This window comes from Geoglobus acetivorans (assembly GCF_039641995.1).
GTDB lineage: Archaea > Halobacteriota > Archaeoglobi > Archaeoglobales > Archaeoglobaceae > Geoglobus > Geoglobus acetivorans.
Map to the genome: position 1 here is coordinate 490,399 of NZ_CP087714.1, position 15,538 is coordinate 505,936.

18 protein-coding genes and 1 tRNA gene are annotated in these 15,538 nt (G+C 46.3%); 18 read left to right on the plus strand and 1 reads right to left on the minus strand.

Translation table 11 applies throughout. The features are described from left to right. The first annotated feature begins 22 nt into the window (after positions 1-22). The 4 genes from LPQ35_RS02860 to LPQ35_RS02875 all read left to right on the plus strand — a co-directional run bounded on the left by LPQ35_RS02860 (position 23) and on the right by LPQ35_RS02875 (position 3,326). On the plus strand, positions 23-718 hold the full coding sequence (locus LPQ35_RS02860; protein WP_193806075.1) for an ATPase domain-containing protein: 696 nt from the start codon (positions 23-25) through the stop codon (positions 716-718). Then, positions 715-1,182 carry a KEOPS complex subunit Cgi121 gene (gene cgi121, locus LPQ35_RS02865; RefSeq protein WP_193806073.1) on the plus strand — a complete coding sequence of 156 codons (468 nt, stop codon included), beginning with the start codon at positions 715-717 and terminating at the stop codon, positions 1,180-1,182. The genes LPQ35_RS02860 and cgi121 overlap by 4 nt, the downstream gene beginning before the upstream one ends. A gap of 35 nt (positions 1,183-1,217) precedes the next feature. Beyond that, positions 1,218-1,979: an NAD-dependent protein deacetylase gene (gene cobB / locus LPQ35_RS02870; RefSeq protein WP_193806071.1), complete on the plus strand. Its 762-nt coding sequence runs from the start codon at positions 1,218-1,220 to the stop codon at positions 1,977-1,979. Between the two features lie 111 nt (positions 1,980-2,090). Beyond that, complete coding sequence (locus LPQ35_RS02875) at positions 2,091-3,326, plus strand: ORC1-type DNA replication protein (protein WP_193806069.1); 1,236 nt, start codon at positions 2,091-2,093, stop codon at positions 3,324-3,326. Here LPQ35_RS02875 and LPQ35_RS02880 read toward each other — a convergent pair. Further along, positions 3,281-4,189 (minus strand): PfkB family carbohydrate kinase, encoded by a 909-nt coding sequence (locus LPQ35_RS02880; RefSeq protein WP_193806067.1) that lies wholly within the window; start codon positions 4,187-4,189, stop codon positions 3,281-3,283. The genes LPQ35_RS02875 and LPQ35_RS02880 overlap by 46 nt on opposite strands. 241 nt (positions 4,190-4,430) lie before the next feature. On the opposite strand from LPQ35_RS02880, the gene LPQ35_RS02885 reads away from it, so the two are divergent. The 14 genes from LPQ35_RS02885 (at position 4,431) to LPQ35_RS02950 (ending at position 15,503) form a co-directional block, all read left to right on the plus strand. Beyond that, on the plus strand, positions 4,431-4,808 hold the full coding sequence (locus LPQ35_RS02885; protein ID WP_193806065.1) for a 50S ribosomal protein L18e: 378 nt from the start codon (positions 4,431-4,433) through the stop codon (positions 4,806-4,808). A gap of 12 nt (positions 4,809-4,820) precedes the next feature. Continuing rightward, complete coding sequence (gene rplM, locus LPQ35_RS02890; RefSeq protein WP_193806063.1) at positions 4,821-5,294, plus strand: 50S ribosomal protein L13; 474 nt, start codon at positions 4,821-4,823, stop codon at positions 5,292-5,294. Beyond that, positions 5,291-5,689, plus strand: coding sequence for a 30S ribosomal protein S9 (locus tag LPQ35_RS02895; RefSeq protein WP_193806061.1), 399 nt, complete (start codon positions 5,291-5,293; stop codon positions 5,687-5,689). Before rplM ends, LPQ35_RS02895 begins: the two co-directional genes overlap by 4 nt. Positions 5,690-5,696: 7 nt before the next feature. Next, positions 5,697-5,897, plus strand: coding sequence for a DNA-directed RNA polymerase subunit N (locus tag LPQ35_RS02900; RefSeq protein ID WP_084063699.1), 201 nt, complete (start codon positions 5,697-5,699; stop codon positions 5,895-5,897). Continuing rightward, positions 5,883-5,957 (plus strand) — tRNA-Pro (locus LPQ35_RS02905). The genes LPQ35_RS02900 and LPQ35_RS02905 overlap by 15 nt, the downstream gene beginning before the upstream one ends. A 24-nt stretch (positions 5,958-5,981) precedes the next feature. Next, positions 5,982-6,203 carry a DNA-directed RNA polymerase subunit K gene (locus tag LPQ35_RS02910; protein WP_048092521.1) on the plus strand — a complete coding sequence of 74 codons (222 nt, stop codon included), beginning with the start codon at positions 5,982-5,984 and terminating at the stop codon, positions 6,201-6,203. A gap of 13 nt (positions 6,204-6,216) precedes the next feature. Beyond that, entirely contained in the window at positions 6,217-7,419 is a 1,203-nt protein-coding gene (gene eno / locus LPQ35_RS02915; protein WP_193806060.1) for a phosphopyruvate hydratase, read from the plus strand. Positions 7,420-7,421: 2 nt separating this feature from the next. Then, the gene (gene rpsB, locus LPQ35_RS02920) at positions 7,422-8,048 is read left to right on the plus strand and encodes a 30S ribosomal protein S2 (protein WP_318249173.1); all 627 of its coding nucleotides are present in this window, start codon (positions 7,422-7,424) and stop codon (positions 8,046-8,048) included. Positions 8,049-8,117: 69 nt separating this feature from the next. Beyond that, entirely contained in the window at positions 8,118-9,350 is a 1,233-nt protein-coding gene (locus LPQ35_RS02925) for a metallophosphoesterase (protein WP_193806059.1), read from the plus strand. Then, positions 9,332-12,004 (plus strand): AAA family ATPase, encoded by a 2,673-nt coding sequence (locus LPQ35_RS02930; RefSeq protein ID WP_346297676.1) that lies wholly within the window; start codon positions 9,332-9,334, stop codon positions 12,002-12,004. Before LPQ35_RS02925 ends, LPQ35_RS02930 begins: the two co-directional genes overlap by 19 nt. Next, positions 12,001-12,855: a DNA double-strand break repair nuclease NurA gene (locus LPQ35_RS02935; protein ID WP_193806057.1), complete on the plus strand. Its 855-nt coding sequence runs from the start codon at positions 12,001-12,003 to the stop codon at positions 12,853-12,855. The genes LPQ35_RS02930 and LPQ35_RS02935 overlap by 4 nt, the downstream gene beginning before the upstream one ends. Further along, positions 12,852-13,334 (plus strand): hypothetical protein, encoded by a 483-nt coding sequence (locus LPQ35_RS02940; RefSeq protein ID WP_193806056.1) that lies wholly within the window; start codon positions 12,852-12,854, stop codon positions 13,332-13,334. The genes LPQ35_RS02935 and LPQ35_RS02940 overlap by 4 nt, the downstream gene beginning before the upstream one ends. Beyond that, positions 13,331-14,896 carry a helicase HerA domain-containing protein gene (locus LPQ35_RS02945; RefSeq protein ID WP_193806055.1) on the plus strand — a complete coding sequence of 522 codons (1,566 nt, stop codon included), beginning with the start codon at positions 13,331-13,333 and terminating at the stop codon, positions 14,894-14,896. The genes LPQ35_RS02940 and LPQ35_RS02945 overlap by 4 nt, the downstream gene beginning before the upstream one ends. Further along, entirely contained in the window at positions 14,886-15,503 is a 618-nt protein-coding gene (locus LPQ35_RS02950; protein WP_193806053.1) for a S4 domain-containing protein, read from the plus strand. The genes LPQ35_RS02945 and LPQ35_RS02950 overlap by 11 nt, the downstream gene beginning before the upstream one ends. Positions 15,504-15,538 lie beyond the last annotated feature (35 nt).

Here is a 15,538-nt window from a genome sequence, read left to right on the forward strand (position 1 = left end):
ATCAAAATTTGAGGGTGGTGTGATGAAGCGAGTTTCCACTGGAATACTGAACCTTGATTCTCAACTTGGCGGCGGATTTCCAGCCGGAAGCGTGATCCTCTTTATTGAGGATCCAGGTGCAGGTGCTGAAATCTATTCCTATCACTTTGTACACGATGGCATCAAAAAAGGTGAGCAATCTCTCTACATAGCAACCAACGATACTGCTGATGATATCAGGGATAGTATGAAGCTGTATCTTGGTATCGGTGATGATGAATTCGAGAAAGTAAAGTTTATGGATTTCCTGAGTGCAAGGGTGGGAGCGCTTGGAGTAAGGGAGAGCCTCACCCTCTCTGGTGACCCCTACAACAAGGTGATCACGGAAACATCCAGGAATTACAGCAGGGTCGTTCTGAACTCTCTCTCCTACTTTGCCGAGAATTATGACAGAAAGTCTGTTTTGGGTCTTATCGAGTCAATGAAAATAAGCGCCAAGAGGAATGAAGCTGTGCACATGATTATTTTCACCAAGGGCATGTTCAATATGGAATTCGAGACTGCTGTGAAACAGGTTGTTGATGGCGTCATTGAACTCAGCATTAGGGAGGCTGAAACCGAAATACAGAGGAGACTGAAGATTGTAAAGCTGAAGAGGACGCTCGTTCCGAAGACAATATTCAGATACGATATAAGCGACAGGGGCATCAGGATGGAATCCGTGACGAGGGTGTTATGAGGCTGTATCAGGGAGAGATTTACATAGAGAACGTGAAGGAATTCCTGAAAAAGCTCCCTGACGGCTGCGTGCTTGTGAATGCGGACTATGTTGTGGATATCGAATCTCTTGGGTTTGCAGTGAATAAGGCCCTGAAGTCCTGGCAGGAGGGAAAGAGGATATCGAGGTCTTTATCAATGGAAATTCTGCTCCACATTTCTGCAACGAGACAGATAAACAGAGCAGTTAAAATTGGTGTGGGTGAAGGAGAGAACAGAGTAATTGTTGTCGATCTGAATGATTGTTCCGAATTGCTCAGGAAACATGGTTTCAGAGAAGGGCAGGTGCTTCAGATGGATGAAGAAAAGATCAGCAGATTAAAGGAATTTTATGAAATTGCCGATGAAGAGCTTGACATGGTGGGGGAGGAAAAGCTCGGAATGCTTGTGAGAGAGCGGATGGCACTTTTTGCAGCATCCAAGTAGGAAATGTTAAATTATCAATCCTGTAAAATTGCAGTATGGAGGATCGAATCAGAAAGGCAGCCGAAGCAATCGCAAATGCCAGCCATGCGGTTGTGTTTACAGGGGCGGGCGTCTCCGCTGAGAGCGGAGTCCCAACCTTCAGAGGTCATGATGGACTCTGGACGAAATATGATCCGGAAGAGGTAGCATCAATTCAGGGTTTTAAGAGAAACCCTAAGGCATTCTGGGAATTTTCAAAGGAACTGATGGTGAAGAGGAAAGCTGAACCGAATCCCGCTCACTTTGCCATCGCTGAACTTGAGGAAATGGGGATTGTGAGGGCCGTTATAACTCAGAATGTGGATGTGCTTCACCAGAGGGCCGGGAGCAAGAGAGTCCTTGAACTCCATGGCTCGATGGAGAAGGTCGACTGTCTGGACTGTGGAGCTACATATCACTGGGACGATATTGAGGAAATGCTCATCAGAGATGAAGAGGTGAAATGCGAATGCGGCAGCCATTATCTGAAACCGAGAGTAGTTCTTTTTGGAGAACCGCTCCCATCTGACACGCTCAACCAGGCAATTGCGGAAAGCAGGCAGGCTGACGTATTCATGGTTGTCGGGTCATCTCTGGTGGTTTATCCTGCTGCGTATCTTCCCCTTTATGCGAGAGAGGCGGGGGCGACTTTGATAATGATAAATGCTGATGAAACTCAGGCGGATGTGGTTTTCGACATTGTGATTCACGGAAAGGCTGGAGAAATTCTTCCGGAAATTGTTGAAGAGGTTAAAAGGCACAGGAGAATAAATCGATAGCACCCATAAATCTAAAAAATTAAAATTTTTTAAAAATTTACTGCGGGACAATCAAAAAATTCATATTGTCTGCCCCCCAACTACCTACACTTTTGAGCAAGAGGTGTGCTTATGATTGACAGTAATATTTTTGAGAAAATGCTCAGAAAGAACAGGATTTTCAAAAACAGAGACGTGTTGAGACACTCTTACACTCCAGAGTATCTGCCTCACAGAAAAGAGCAGATTGAGAGCATAGCATCAATCCTCCTTCCAGCATTAAGTGGTGAGACTCCATCAAACATCCTCATTTATGGGAAAACAGGTACCGGAAAGACTGCAACTGTGAAGTTTGTGGGTAAGCAGCTTGAAGAGGCAAGCAGGAAGATGAATGTCCACTGCTATGTGCACTACCTGAACTGCGAGATTATAGATACACAGTACAGGGTTCTCGCTACGCTCGCGAAGGCTCTCGGCAGGAACGTGCCGATGACAGGGTGGCCAACGGATCAGGTTTATGAGGAGGTCAGGGAGGCAATAGATGGCAAGGATCAGACTGTGATAATCGTCCTGGACGAAATCGACAAGCTCGTTAAGAAAGGGGATGATGTTCTCTACAACCTTTCGAGAATTAACTCTGAACTGAAAAATGCGAGGGTAAGTCTTATCGGGATAACAAATGATCTGAAATTCAAGAACTTTCTCGATCCCCGGGTTTTAAGCTCGCTCAGTGAGGAGGAAATTGTATTTCCACCTTACAACGCAACGCAGCTTGAGGACATTCTGGCTCAGAGGGCGGAGCTTGCTTTCCATGATGGGGTTCTTGACGAGGGTGTGATTCCTTACTGTGCCGCTCTTGCAGCCCATGAGCACGGAGATGCAAGGAAGGCTCTTGATCTGCTCAGAATCAGTGCAGAGATTGCTGAATCGAGGGAGGAGGAAAAGGTAACAAAGGAACATGTGAGAGAGGCTGTAAAGAAGATGGAGAGGGATAACATAGTTGAAGTCGTGAGAACCCTTCCAAATCAGAGCAAGATAGTGCTTTATTCCATGATCCTTCTGCACAAAAACGGCAAGAGGAAGTTCATAACCGGAGAGGTGTATGCGGTTTACAAGACACTCTGCAAGAAGGTCGGAATGGACGTCCTCACTCAGAGAAGGGTGAGCGATCTGCTCTCAGAGCTTGACATGCTTGGAATAATCAACTCGATCATAATTTCCAAGGGCAGATATGGACGGACGAGAGAGATGAGGCTCGACGTTCCAATGGATGCTGTTAAGGAGGCAATTCTTGACGACTATCGATTCGAGGTACTGAGAGATTACGAGGACAGGCTGCTTTCATCGTCCCTCGACATGTTTGACTGATTTTCGAGAAACGCATCCAGTTCAATTTTTTCGGGAAAGTTCCTGGCTCCTATTCTCTGGACATTAAATGCTGCTGTGAAGTTTCCTGCTTTAAGACAAATTTCGATGCCATGGCCTTTCAGCATGGCATAGATAAATCCTGCTGCGAATGCATCGCCTGCACCGGTACTGTCGGCAACCCTGACTTCGAATGCTCTTGCGCGGTATTCTTCTCCATCGATCAGCGCCATGCTGCCCTCCTTTCCGAGTGTAATGATTGTCGCACTCACGTAGTCCTCCACACCTTCAAGCAACTTGTACTCGTGGCTTGATATGAAAACCATGTCTGTGTGTTTTAGGAGGTCTTTGATTTTTTCAAGACCTAATTTGGAGTACGGATGTCCGGGGTTGAGAATTACCTTTTTGCCATGCTTTTTTGCATTTTCAGCGATTTCAATGTGTGCTGCGAGGCTGCCCTCAAACGGAAACGGATCGAGGTAAAAGTACTCTCCCCATGAGTAGTGATCCTCGTTTAGGAATGGACGGAACTTCCCGGCAGCACCCGGAAAAACGAAGAAGGTCCTCTCCCCTCCTCTGTCAACATAGACGTCCACCCTTCCCGTTTCACCCTCAACATTTTCGAAGATACACTCCACACCTGCCTTTTCCATCTCCCGCCTGTAAAAAATGCCGTCCTCGTCCGCTCCGACAGTCGAATAGAATCTTGTTTTGATCCCAAAGGTTGCGAGTCCGTATATGACGTTACCAGCAGCCCCTCCGGCATGCTTTTCGACCGTCTTAACAATGGCCTGGTCGCCCCTTGCGGGATACTCATCTATGATGCACACCCTGTCTACGAGAGCTGGTCCCACCCCGGATATCATCCTTACTGTGGTGGTGGAGAAAGTATTTAATCTTGTGGTACCGGTGTTGGGTGTGGTGCCTGAAATGGATTTTTATCAGAGTGTGTTCCCGGAAAACTTCGCTGTGGGTGTGTATTTAAATGTTTCAAGAGTTCTGACAACATCGTTCTTCAACAGCAATTTTTATATTACGAAACCCCATCTGTGGAGATACTTTTAAATAACCATGCTATCATGCTAAGCAGCATTGCGGTGATGAAAAATGAGCAGGATTAGAAGATTGCAGAGGAGAAAAAGCAATCCGAACCTTGTCAGGCTGATAGATGATTTGCTGAGTGCATCCGCTGAAAAGGAGGCTAAGGTGTGGAAGGAAATCGCAGGGAGGCTTGCAAAACCCCTCAGAAATTACGCTGAGGTTAACGTTGGAAAGCTTGAAAGGTATGTTAAGGACGGAGAGATGGCAGTCGTACCGGGAAAGGTTCTTGGAGGGGGAGAGATAAGCAGGCCTGTAACAGTCGCAGCATTCAGGTTCAGTGACAGTGCAAGGGCAAAAATAGAAGCTGCTGGTGGAAAGTGCCTTTCGATCCAGGATGCGCTTAGGGAGAATCCGGAAGGAAAGAACGTGAGGATTATAGTCTGAGGTGTTGGATTTATGAGTGTGAATGTTGAGAGAGTCCTGAAAACTCTGGGTGAGGATTACAGGATCATCGATGCTGATGGTCACATTCTCGGGAGACTTTCAAGTTACATTGCCAAAAGACTTCTCGAGGGAGAAAAGATTGTTGTCGTGAATGCTGAGAAGGCCATAATTACTGGTAGCCCCGAGAATGTCCTTGAAAGGTATAAGGAAAAATATGACCGGGGTAGCAAGGAGAAGGGCCCATACTTCCCCAGGCATCCGGAGAGGATATTCAAGAGAACTGTGAGGGGTATGCTCCCTTGGAAGAGCAGAAGGGGCAGAGATGCCTACAGGAGGCTCAGGGTTTTCATGGGCGTTCCGGAGCAGCTCAAGGATAGGGAGTTCGAGAAGGTGGATGCAGCTCTGTACGAAAAGGTGTCGAAGACAGAGAAATATGTGTATCTGGGCGATGTTAGCAGGTATCTCGGTTTCGAGGTGAGAGCATGAAGATTGTTGTAACAAGTGGTAAAAGAAAGACTGCTGTTGCAAGGGCCACTGCGAGACCGGGCAGGGGCAGAATCAGGATTAATAAAGTTCCCGTAGAAATTGTACAGCCAGAGATGGTAAGGCTTAAGATTATGGAGCCGGTAATCATTGCGAAAGACCTTGTGAATCAGGTTGATATTGATGTCAAGGTTGAGGGCGGTGGAGTGATGGGTCAGGCAGAGGCAGCAAGGACGGCGATAGCCAGAGCCCTTTTCGAATTCAGCGGTGACCCTGAGCTTAAGAGGGCTTTCATCGAATATGACAGAACTCTGCTTGTTAATGACGTGAGGAGGAAGGAGCCGAAGAAACAGGGCGGCAGAGGAGCAAGAAAGAGGAGGCAGACCTCATACAGGTGATTTTTTTATGTTTCCTGTTCGATGCTTCACCTGTGGGGCTGTGATAGCCCACAAATATGAGGATTACAAGTCGCTGGTTGATTCAGGAAAATCCCCGAAGGAAGCTCTTGACGAGCTTGGAATTGAGAAGTACTGCTGCAGGAGGATGTTTCTGACCTATAAGTCGGTTATTAAGGAATTTGCGAGATATCATGGGGCCGTGGGGTAGCCTGGTATATCCTGCGGCGTTCGGGGCGCCGTGACCCGAGTTCAAATCTCGGCGGCCCCACTTTCCCTAAAGGGGTGATGATGTTTGAAAAAAGAGTTTCCCTTCGAATATACAAGGTTTGAGAGGGCGAGGATAATTGGTGCGAGAGCATTGCAGATAGCCATGGGCGCTCCTGTTTTAATCGATACTCCGTCAAGACATCCAATTGATATCGCCAGAGATGAATTTGAGAGAGGGGCGATACCCATAACCGTGAAGAGACGGAGAAACGCCTTTGTCTGGCTTCAGAGATATGATCTTTTTTGAGGTGATGCAGTAAATGATAATTGAGGATGTTCAGTATAGAATCGTGTTTGACAGCCGGGGAAATCCGACTGTTGAGTGTGAGGTGTTCACCGAGGCAGGTTCTGGCTCGGCAATAGCTCCGAGCGGGGCGTCAACCGGCAGTGAAGAGGCCGTTGCCGTCGATCCTTTCAGGATTGAAGAAATTGAGGAAAAAGTGTCAAGAGCGCTTATCGGCATCAGTATTTTTGATCAGAGGGAAATCGACAGGACCCTGAGGGATGAAGATGGTACAGATAATTTCTCCAACATTGGTGGCAATTTCGCGATAACCGCAAGTATCGCTTCTGCAAAAGCTGCTGCAAATGCTCTCGGTATTCCCCTTTTCCAGTATCTCGGAGGGGTCGCAGCAGAGGTTCTGCCATATCCACTTGGAAATGTTATCGGTGGTGGGGCACATGCTGCAGGATCTACGAGCATTCAGGAGTTTCTGATCATTCCTGTTGGTGCAGAAAGCTTTTTTGAGTCTCAGTTTGTTAACACCCGTGTTCACGCTGAACTGAAAAAGATATTCAGGGAGAAGAACATCTTTGCAGCGAAGGGTGATGAGGGTGCTTGGGCTGCACAGATTACTGACGAACAGGCTTTCGAAATTCTTCAGACTGCGATAGACAGAGTTGAAAACGAATATGGTGTTGATGTGAGAATTGGTGTGGACGTTGCGGCGACTGAGCTATGGGATGGGAGCCATTATGTGTACAAGGACAAGAAGCTCTCTCCCGAAGAGCAGGTATCTTACATCGCTGAGCTTATCGATAGATACAATCTGCTCTATGTTGAAGACCCCCTCCACGAGAACGACTTCGAGGGATTTGCGGAACTGACAAAGCAGGTCAAAACCATGGTGTGCGGAGATGATCTGCTGGTTACAAACGTCAGGAGGATTGAGAGGGCGATCGAATACGGATCGGTCAATACAGTACTGATCAAACCGAACCAGATTGGAACGCTTTCTGAGACTGTTGATGCCATCAGACTGGCAAAATCAAGGAACTGGGATGTTGTTGTATCTCACAGAAGTGGAGAAAGCGAAGATTCTGCTCTGGCACATATTGGTGTTGCATTCAACGCAACATTAATAAAGACGGGTGTTGTTGGGGGGGAGAGAATTTCAAAGCTCAATGAACTCATCAGGATTGAGGAAATGATCGACGCGATAATGGCTGAGATAAGGTGGTAAAAATGGTGAAGGAAAGAGAGAGCATGATGAGGGAAACGGAGGAAGGATACGAATACCTGGTACCTCCCGATGAGTACCTTGCGGCCGGTGTGCATATAGGGACTCAGATAAAGACTGGAGATATGAAGAAGTTCATATACAAGGTCAGACCCGATGGGCTTTACGTTCTTGACATCAGGATCCTTGACGAGAGGCTGAAGCTTGCCGGAAAATTCCTGGCGAAGTACACTCCAGCAAAGATTCTTGCGATTTCAGCGAGGCAGTATGGGCAGAAGCCGGTTATTATGTTCTCGAAGGTTACCGGGGCGGACTATGTAATCGAAAGATTCGTGCCAGGCACGCTCACGAATCCTGCAATCAAGGAATACAGGGAGCCTGACGTCATCATCGTTACTGACCCTGCCATTGACAAACAGGCTGTTGAGGAAGCTACAGACATTGGTATTCCGGTGGTTGCGCTCTGCGATACAAACAACAGTCTTGCAAACGTTGACTTTGTAATTCCAACAAACAACAAAGGTAGAAAGGCTCTGGCGCTCGTTTACTGGATTCTTGCAAGGGAAGTACTCAGGAACAGAGGTTTCAAGGAGTTCACGTACAGTGTTGAAGATTTTGAAGCTGAAATTTAATCTATAAAGTTTTATTATTACATTCGCAACAAGGGAAACTGTAAATATCCCCTTGCAAATCTTTTTTCTGTGAAGTTCGCCCATCTTGCTGATGTTCATCTTGGCTACCGGCAGTATGGTAGTGAGGACAGAGCGCTGGATTTTGCCCAGGCCTTTAAAAAAGCCGTTGAATTCTCCATTTCTCAAAAGGTTGATTTCATTCTCATTGCCGGAGATCTGTTTCACAAAAAAAGCGAGATGGATCCGATAACCCTTGCACAGGCCACGACCGTTCTTGAAAAAACGAATGTGCCGGTTATAGTTGTGGAGGGGAATCACGATTCGACGTACTTCAGGGAGAGGTTTACCTGGATGGATTATCTGACCATTCAGGGGCATCTGATAAACCTGAAACCCTCATTTCATGACGGGAAACCGGTCCTTGATGAATGGGATGGGAGGGGCGGGAGCTACATCGATGTGGGTGATGCGAGGATTTATGGCCTGAAGTATTACGGTATGCTGACCGAGAAAATTCTTGAGGACTACTTGCCTCTCGTGGAAAAGGGGGATTTTACAATCTTCATGTCTCATTTCGGGATTGAAGGTTACATGAATATTTACGGCTGTATAAGCTCAGAGAGACTCTATGGTTACCGTGATTCCATAAATTATGTGGCTCTCGGACACATACACAGGAAGTACGTTGAGGATGACTTCATCTTCAATCCCGGAAGTCTGGAGAGCTGTGATATTTCTGAGTACTCATTTGAAAAAGGCATATTTGTTGTCGAGTATGACGGTGAGCTGTCGTACAGGCATGATGGTACATTCCACAAACCGAGAGTGTTCAGGATTCTCGAGATGGAGTTCAGGAGCTATTCCCAGTTGAGGGATGAGCTGCTTAAAAGGAAAGGCGGTCCGGGAGAGGTCGTGCACATAAAACTGAAAACTTCGACAAACATTGACAGGGACAAGGTCGAAAAAATCGCAAGGGAAACCCTTGATCCACTCGTTCTGAGAATAGAAGTGGATTACTCGAGAGGAGTGTTTCAGGCGCTTGATGTCTCGCTGAAAGATGTTAAGGGACTTGAGAAGAACGTTATTGCAGGCATTCTCAGGGGATTCGGGTACGAAGACATCGCTGAAGAGGTACTGAGGTTGAAGGAACTTTTCCTTGCAGGTAAGCTGGATGATGTTGATGACTTTGTTGAGTCCATCGTTGGTGCAAGAATAAAGGATGCTGAGAGAGAGCTGAAGGAAGAGGAGAATGCCGGAGATGCTGAGGATGAAGAGGAGTGGCGGTGGTGGGAGGGGAGATGATCCGGGAGGTTTACATTGAAAATATCAAGAGTTATAAATCCCAGAAAATTGCCTTCACGAAAGGTCTGAATGCAATAATCGGAGAAAATGGAGCAGGAAAGTCAACGATACTTGAATCCATAGGCTTTGCGCTCTTCAATTCGCTCCCTTACAACATCTCCGACTTTATAAGGAGGGGTGAACTGAAGGGAGAAATACGAATAAAGTTCGAGAGCCCGGCCGACGGAAGAGTTTACAGGATAGTCAGGAAAATTGACAGGGACAGGACGGCAGAATACTATGTTGAGGATCTTGAACTCGGCAGAATTGCTGAGGGAGTAAAGGATGTAAAAGGCTGGATCAGAAATCATCTTGGACTGGATGTTGAGCCAGAGGTGGTTTTTGAGAATGCCATAGGGGTTAATCAGGGCAACATAACCTCACATTTTCTTCTTCCTCCGTCAGCGAGGGAGAACGTATTTTCGCCCCTTCTTGGAATTGAGAAATACAAGAGGGCGTTTGAAAAAAGCAGAGATTACGAAAATTTTCTGAAAGACAGGCTCACTGCGGTTGAAAAGGAGATTCTGAGAATTGAGGAGAATATCAAAAATCTGGAAAGGCAGAAAGAAGAACTTTTAAAGAGGAAAATGCAGGTTGAAACTCTGAGGGCTGAAAAAGAAAAACTCGAAAAAAAGCTCAATTCAGTTACGGTAGAGTTCAAAGAGCTGGAAAAGCTTGAAAAGGAAATTGAAAGACTTGAAAACGAAAAGAAAATCGTTCAGAACACTCTGGATTTGAACAGATCTGAGCTTAACAAGGTCGAGTCCAGATTGAAGGCGATAGAAGGGTATGAAGCCGAGATGGCCGGCCTGAAAGAACACTACGAGTCGTATTTGAAATTGAATGATGAGCTATCCGGGCTTGAAAGAGAGATTGAAAAGCTGGAGAATAGAGTTAGGGAGCTTGAAAAGACGAGAGATGTGCTTCTTAGGACTGAAGAGCGATACGGGCAGCTAAGGGCAGAAATCAGGAAAAACAAAAAAAGGCTTGAACATTATAAAGAGGTGAGGAAAAAAGCTTCGATTGAGGAAACACTGAGGAACAGGCTTAACGAGATTGAGAGGGCTGAAAGCGAGCTGAAAAGCAAGATCAGAATTATTGACGAATACCGGGAAAGACTGAAAAAACTTGAATCTGAGCTTGAAGATATCAAAAAAAGCAGAAGTGCAAGAGAACAGCTGCTTAAGGCTCTGAGCCGGCTGGGAGAGATAGAGGAGAAAAGGGATCGGCTGAGAGAGGTGCTGGGGAACCTGGAGCAGAGAAAGGGCACACTCGAAAAGACTATTGAGAAAATCGGATCAGGCATCTGTCCAATTCTGAATGAAAGCTGTGAGAGGGTCAGGGGAGAGAGGGAGAAACAGGAGAGGGAGCTTGAAGAGATTACCAGGAAAATGCAGGACATCCGTAAAAAACTTGCAAAGGCAGAGGAACTTGTTTCAAAGAAAATTGAGATTGAAAAAAGGATCTCTCTTATAACTCAGAAGCTTGAAAAGGAAAGTGAGGTATCTGAAGAGATTAGATCTCTCAGAGATAAACTTGAGGAAGAGCAGAGGAATATTCGCTCACTTGAAGAGATAATTTCTGAGAAGGATGATGTGATCAAAGAGCTTGAGAATGTTGAGGGCAGCCAGAAGGAACTTGCCGTACTTGAAAGACTCAGGGAAGAGGTTGAAGTAAAGGTCAGGGAACTTGCGGACATTAACAGGCGTGTACTGGAACTGAGAAAAAGTCTGGGGGATTACGATGAGATAAGGAAAAGGCTCGATATGCTGAAAGGGATGAGACGGGAGCTAAACAGCAAAGCTGAGGGTTTGAGGGAAAAATACGACCGTTATCTGTATCTGAGCGGGATTGTAAAAGAAAAGAAATCTCTTCTTGAGAAAAAAGCGGAGCTTGAGAAGACCATTGAGAAACTTGTGAAGGATTACAGCCATACTGCAGATAATCTCAACAATCTATATCGAAAATTTGACAGGGAAAAGTATGACATGTTAAATTCCAGAATTGAGAAATTGAGGAGCGATATCCATGAAAAGGCAGGAGAAATCAGGGCAATTGAGAGCATGATTTCAAAAATCGAACGAGAACTCAAGGAACTGGAAGAACTCGAAAGGGACTTTGAAAAACTGTCATTTGAAAAAGAGAAGACGGAGAAAAAACTTGAATTTGTCAGAGATATGAGGGAGATTTTCAGGAAAGCCGTTCCTGAGCTTGCGAGGGTGTATTCCGAGGTAATCTCTGCAGATGCGACGAGGATTTTCTGTGAGATAATGGACGATTACTCGTGGCAGATAGAATGGAAGGAAGATTACGGAATCAGGGCGAAGTACATGGGAAGGGATATAGATTTCAGGCAGATGAGTGGAGGAGAGCAGATGGTGGCTGCTATAGCTGTCAGACTGGCACTTTTGAAGGTTCTGTCATCTTCTTCGTTCATATTTCTCGATGAGCCAACGCAGAACATGGATGCAGACAGAAGAAGAAATCTGGCTCAGCAGATTTCAAAGATATCTGATTTCAAGCAGATTTTTGTGATCAGCCATGACGACACTTTTGAAGAGATGGTTGAGAACGCCATAAGGGTGAGAAAGGAGAATGGGGTAAGTGTGGTATGAAAGAGGGTAAGCTTTTTGAGAATCTGCCCGAATTCGTGAAGGCTGCAAAGAGTTTGAGAGCCGAGAAGATAAGATTCAAAGCGGAAAAGAAGATAATTGACCGTCTTGACGAATTTGAGGTGCTGGATGGCTTGAGAGTGCTGGGAGCAGATGGAAGCCAGATATCTCCTCTCAAGGAGTTTGGAATTCCGATCGGAGGGGTGCAGTCAGCCGGAATTACAGTCCATCACGGTAAAGGCGAGTTTGAGGTTAAATATCTTAGTAAGATTGTATTTGATCAGTACCTGGAGCTTGAAAGGTTCAGGCTTGAGATCGAGATTATAAAGCGGAATCTTGAGAGTGTTGATTTCGCATTCTATGATGGAAGCCTTTCTGCCCTTTATTCGTCTGAGCTGAGCGAAAGGCTTTCCATGCAGTACAGAAAAGAAATTGAAGAACTTGTAAGACTCTCAGAAAAATATCAGACTCCTGTCATAGGTTATGCTGACAGAAGCTACATGAAAGACCTCGGTCTTAGAATCTATGATAGCTATATCCTCAGCGATTTTCTCGATATCAACGAGTATCTTCCCGCAATCGGAACGTCCTCACCACTGATTGCCATGTATGTCAAGGTGAACCCCTCTCTTCCTGTGAGGGTCGAAATTCCCGAATGGTGTGAGGACATGCAGGACGAGATTGCAAGGGTCATCATGGCAGAGTGCAGGTTCGGTTCGACTAAAGGCTATCCTTACATTCTCGAAAGGGCGCACAGATATGCAAAGATAAGTGAGAGTGAGAAGAAGGCGTTTTTGAGAGCTGTTAAAAGCTCCGGAATCTCTTTCAAATACATAAGCAAGGTGATTGAATGAGGGTGTGCAGAGTCATTTCCCGGAGAGAGTTTGAAGCTGAAGGGGAGCTCGACATAGGTGTTTTTGCAAAAACCGGAGACATTCTCGTTATAAGCTCTGAGGTGAGACAGGAAGAGGATGAGCTTGGAAAGTATCTGAGCGATGAGGATATTGAGAGGCTGAGAAATTTCCTGCCTGACCTCGAGCAGCCCAGGACATACACGAGGTTCACGGTCCTGATGGATGTGAAATGTGGTTTGACGAGGGTGCCGAAAGTGGGTGAGGAGATTGAGATCCTGAACGATGAGGAGATCAGAAAAGCCCATACTGTTTCGGGAGAATTCAGGATGCCATATCTGCCATATCTCATGAAAAAAGACGTTGAACTGGCAAAGATTGCGATCTCGAAACTTTTCAGACTATTCCCGGAAGAGCGAGACATTCTTGAGATGATTATGGCCGAAATAGAGTACAGCGTTATGAGAGAGGTGGATTTATGAAGGTGGGCATCGTTAAAGGTCCTGCTGAGAACCCCTACGAATTCAGGTTCATAACTCCGGACAGCAAAGCTCTGAAGGTTGGAGAATTTGTTTACTACGTCCATGAGGGGAAGAAAGTCCTGTGCAGAATAACGAAGCGTCTGCCACTGAGACACTATCCCGACATCTATCTGTCCAATCCTGACGTCGAACCGGGGAGGATTCTGAAGGTTCTGGGTCTTTCCAGCAGAGAATACGACCTTTTCGAGATGAGAGCCACGATTCTTGGATATTACAGCAGAGAACTTGGTTTTGTCAACCCGAGAATTCCTCCGAAGCCGGGACAGGCAGTCTTTCTTGCCGAGAAAGATGTTATCGAGGAAGCACTGCTCAGGAAGAAAAAGGGGGAGCTTGGGAGTATACATGCAGGGTTTTTGCTCAACAGGGATGAGGACATACCCATAGTTCTCGACACCTCACTCACTGTAAGCGAACACCTTGCAATTCTTGCCGGAACAGGAAGTGGAAAGAGCTATCTTGCTGGTGTTATTGTCGAGGAGCTTTTAAAGCCCTACAACAGGGCAAGTGTACTGATATTTGACCCACATGGGGAGTATCACACTCTAAAAGAGGTTGAAGGGCTGGATGAGTTCTCGGAGGGCAGTTACAGACCAAGCGTGAAGATATATGGCAGGGAGGACATAAAGCTCAGGGTCAGTGAGCTTGATTACGATGAGATCGTAAACCTCCTCCCAAACCTCACGGAAAAAATGGAGGCGACCCTGAGCAGGATTTACAGGGACCTGTCTGAGAGGGGAAATTTCACGAGCGGAGACATAATCGCCAGGATTGAAGAGATGAAGAATAACGAGGAGCTTGCAGAGTCGACAGCGAGCGGTTTGATATGGAGAATAAGGCGCTATCTGCTTGAAATGGAGATTATCGACGACTACAGGCACATGAGTTTGAAAGACCTGCTGAAACCGGGGCAGGCCAGCGTCCTTCAGCTCACCGAGATGAACGACCTTGAACAGGAAATTCTTGTTTCCGCCCTCATGAAGCGGATACTCAAGGCGAGAATAAATGCAGAAAAGGGGCTGGATGGAGAGAAACTCGATTACCCTGTTTTCGTTATAGTTGAAGAGGCTCATCGCTTCGCCTCGAGGGATTCAAGGAGTTATGATGTCTTGAGAACAATACTGAGTGAGGGCAGAAAGTTCGGAGTTGGAGTGTGTCTGATCAGCCAGAGACCATCGAAAATAGACAGCGACATTCTGAGCCAGTGCATGACCCAGATAGTCATGAGGATCGTTAATCCGGCTGATCAGGAGAACATAAGAAAGAGCGTTGAGAGCATAGGCAGGGAGATGATTGAGGAGTTGCCCGGACTTACAAAGGGTCAGGCAATTGTTGCGGGAGTTGCTGTGAACACGCCCGTTCTGATGAGGGCCAGGAAGAGACACACGAGCCACGGAGGGGCGAGCAAGAACGCACCGGAGGAATGGATCCGGTGGAGCGAGAAAGGCGAGAGCAGAGGGATTTTTGTGGATAGAAAGGCAAGGCTGTTCTGGGATGAGGATTGATATCTGGCTGTTCCGGAACGGATACTTCGAAAGCAGGAGCAGAGCCAAGCTGGCCGTGAAAAAAGGGCTTGTACTCGTGGATGGCAGAATTGTAAAGCCATCCTATGATGTGAAGGGTGGCGAAAGAATCGAGGTGCTTGAGGAGGGAAAGCCGGCAGGGTATTTCAAGCTGAAGGAGATTGACAGACAGTGGAATCTGTTTGAGGATGTAAAGGTGGTTCTCGACCTGGGAAGCAGTGCTGGAGGTTTTTTGATGTATGCAAGTGAGAAGGCTGGGACGGTAATTGGAATCGAGTTCAGTAGTGAATTTGAGGAATCTCTGAGGAACGTTGAGAGAGAACGGAATAACGTCAGAGTTTTTATTGCGGATGCCTTCTTTTTTGACATTTCTCTCTTGCCGGAAATTGACCTGATTCTGTGCGATTTGACTCTTGAGCCGGACTCCTCCATAAAGGCTCTCAGCAGGTTTCTTCCCAAGCTGAGAAAAGAAGGCAGAATTCTCTTTGTTTCCAAGGGGAAGGAAGCGAAATTGGATGGTTTCAGAGTTCTGAAAGTGATGAGAGCAGAGGAAAAGAGAGAATGGTACTATCTGCTTGAGATGGTGTGAAGCGGGAAACCTTTATAAGTTTGACCATATCACGC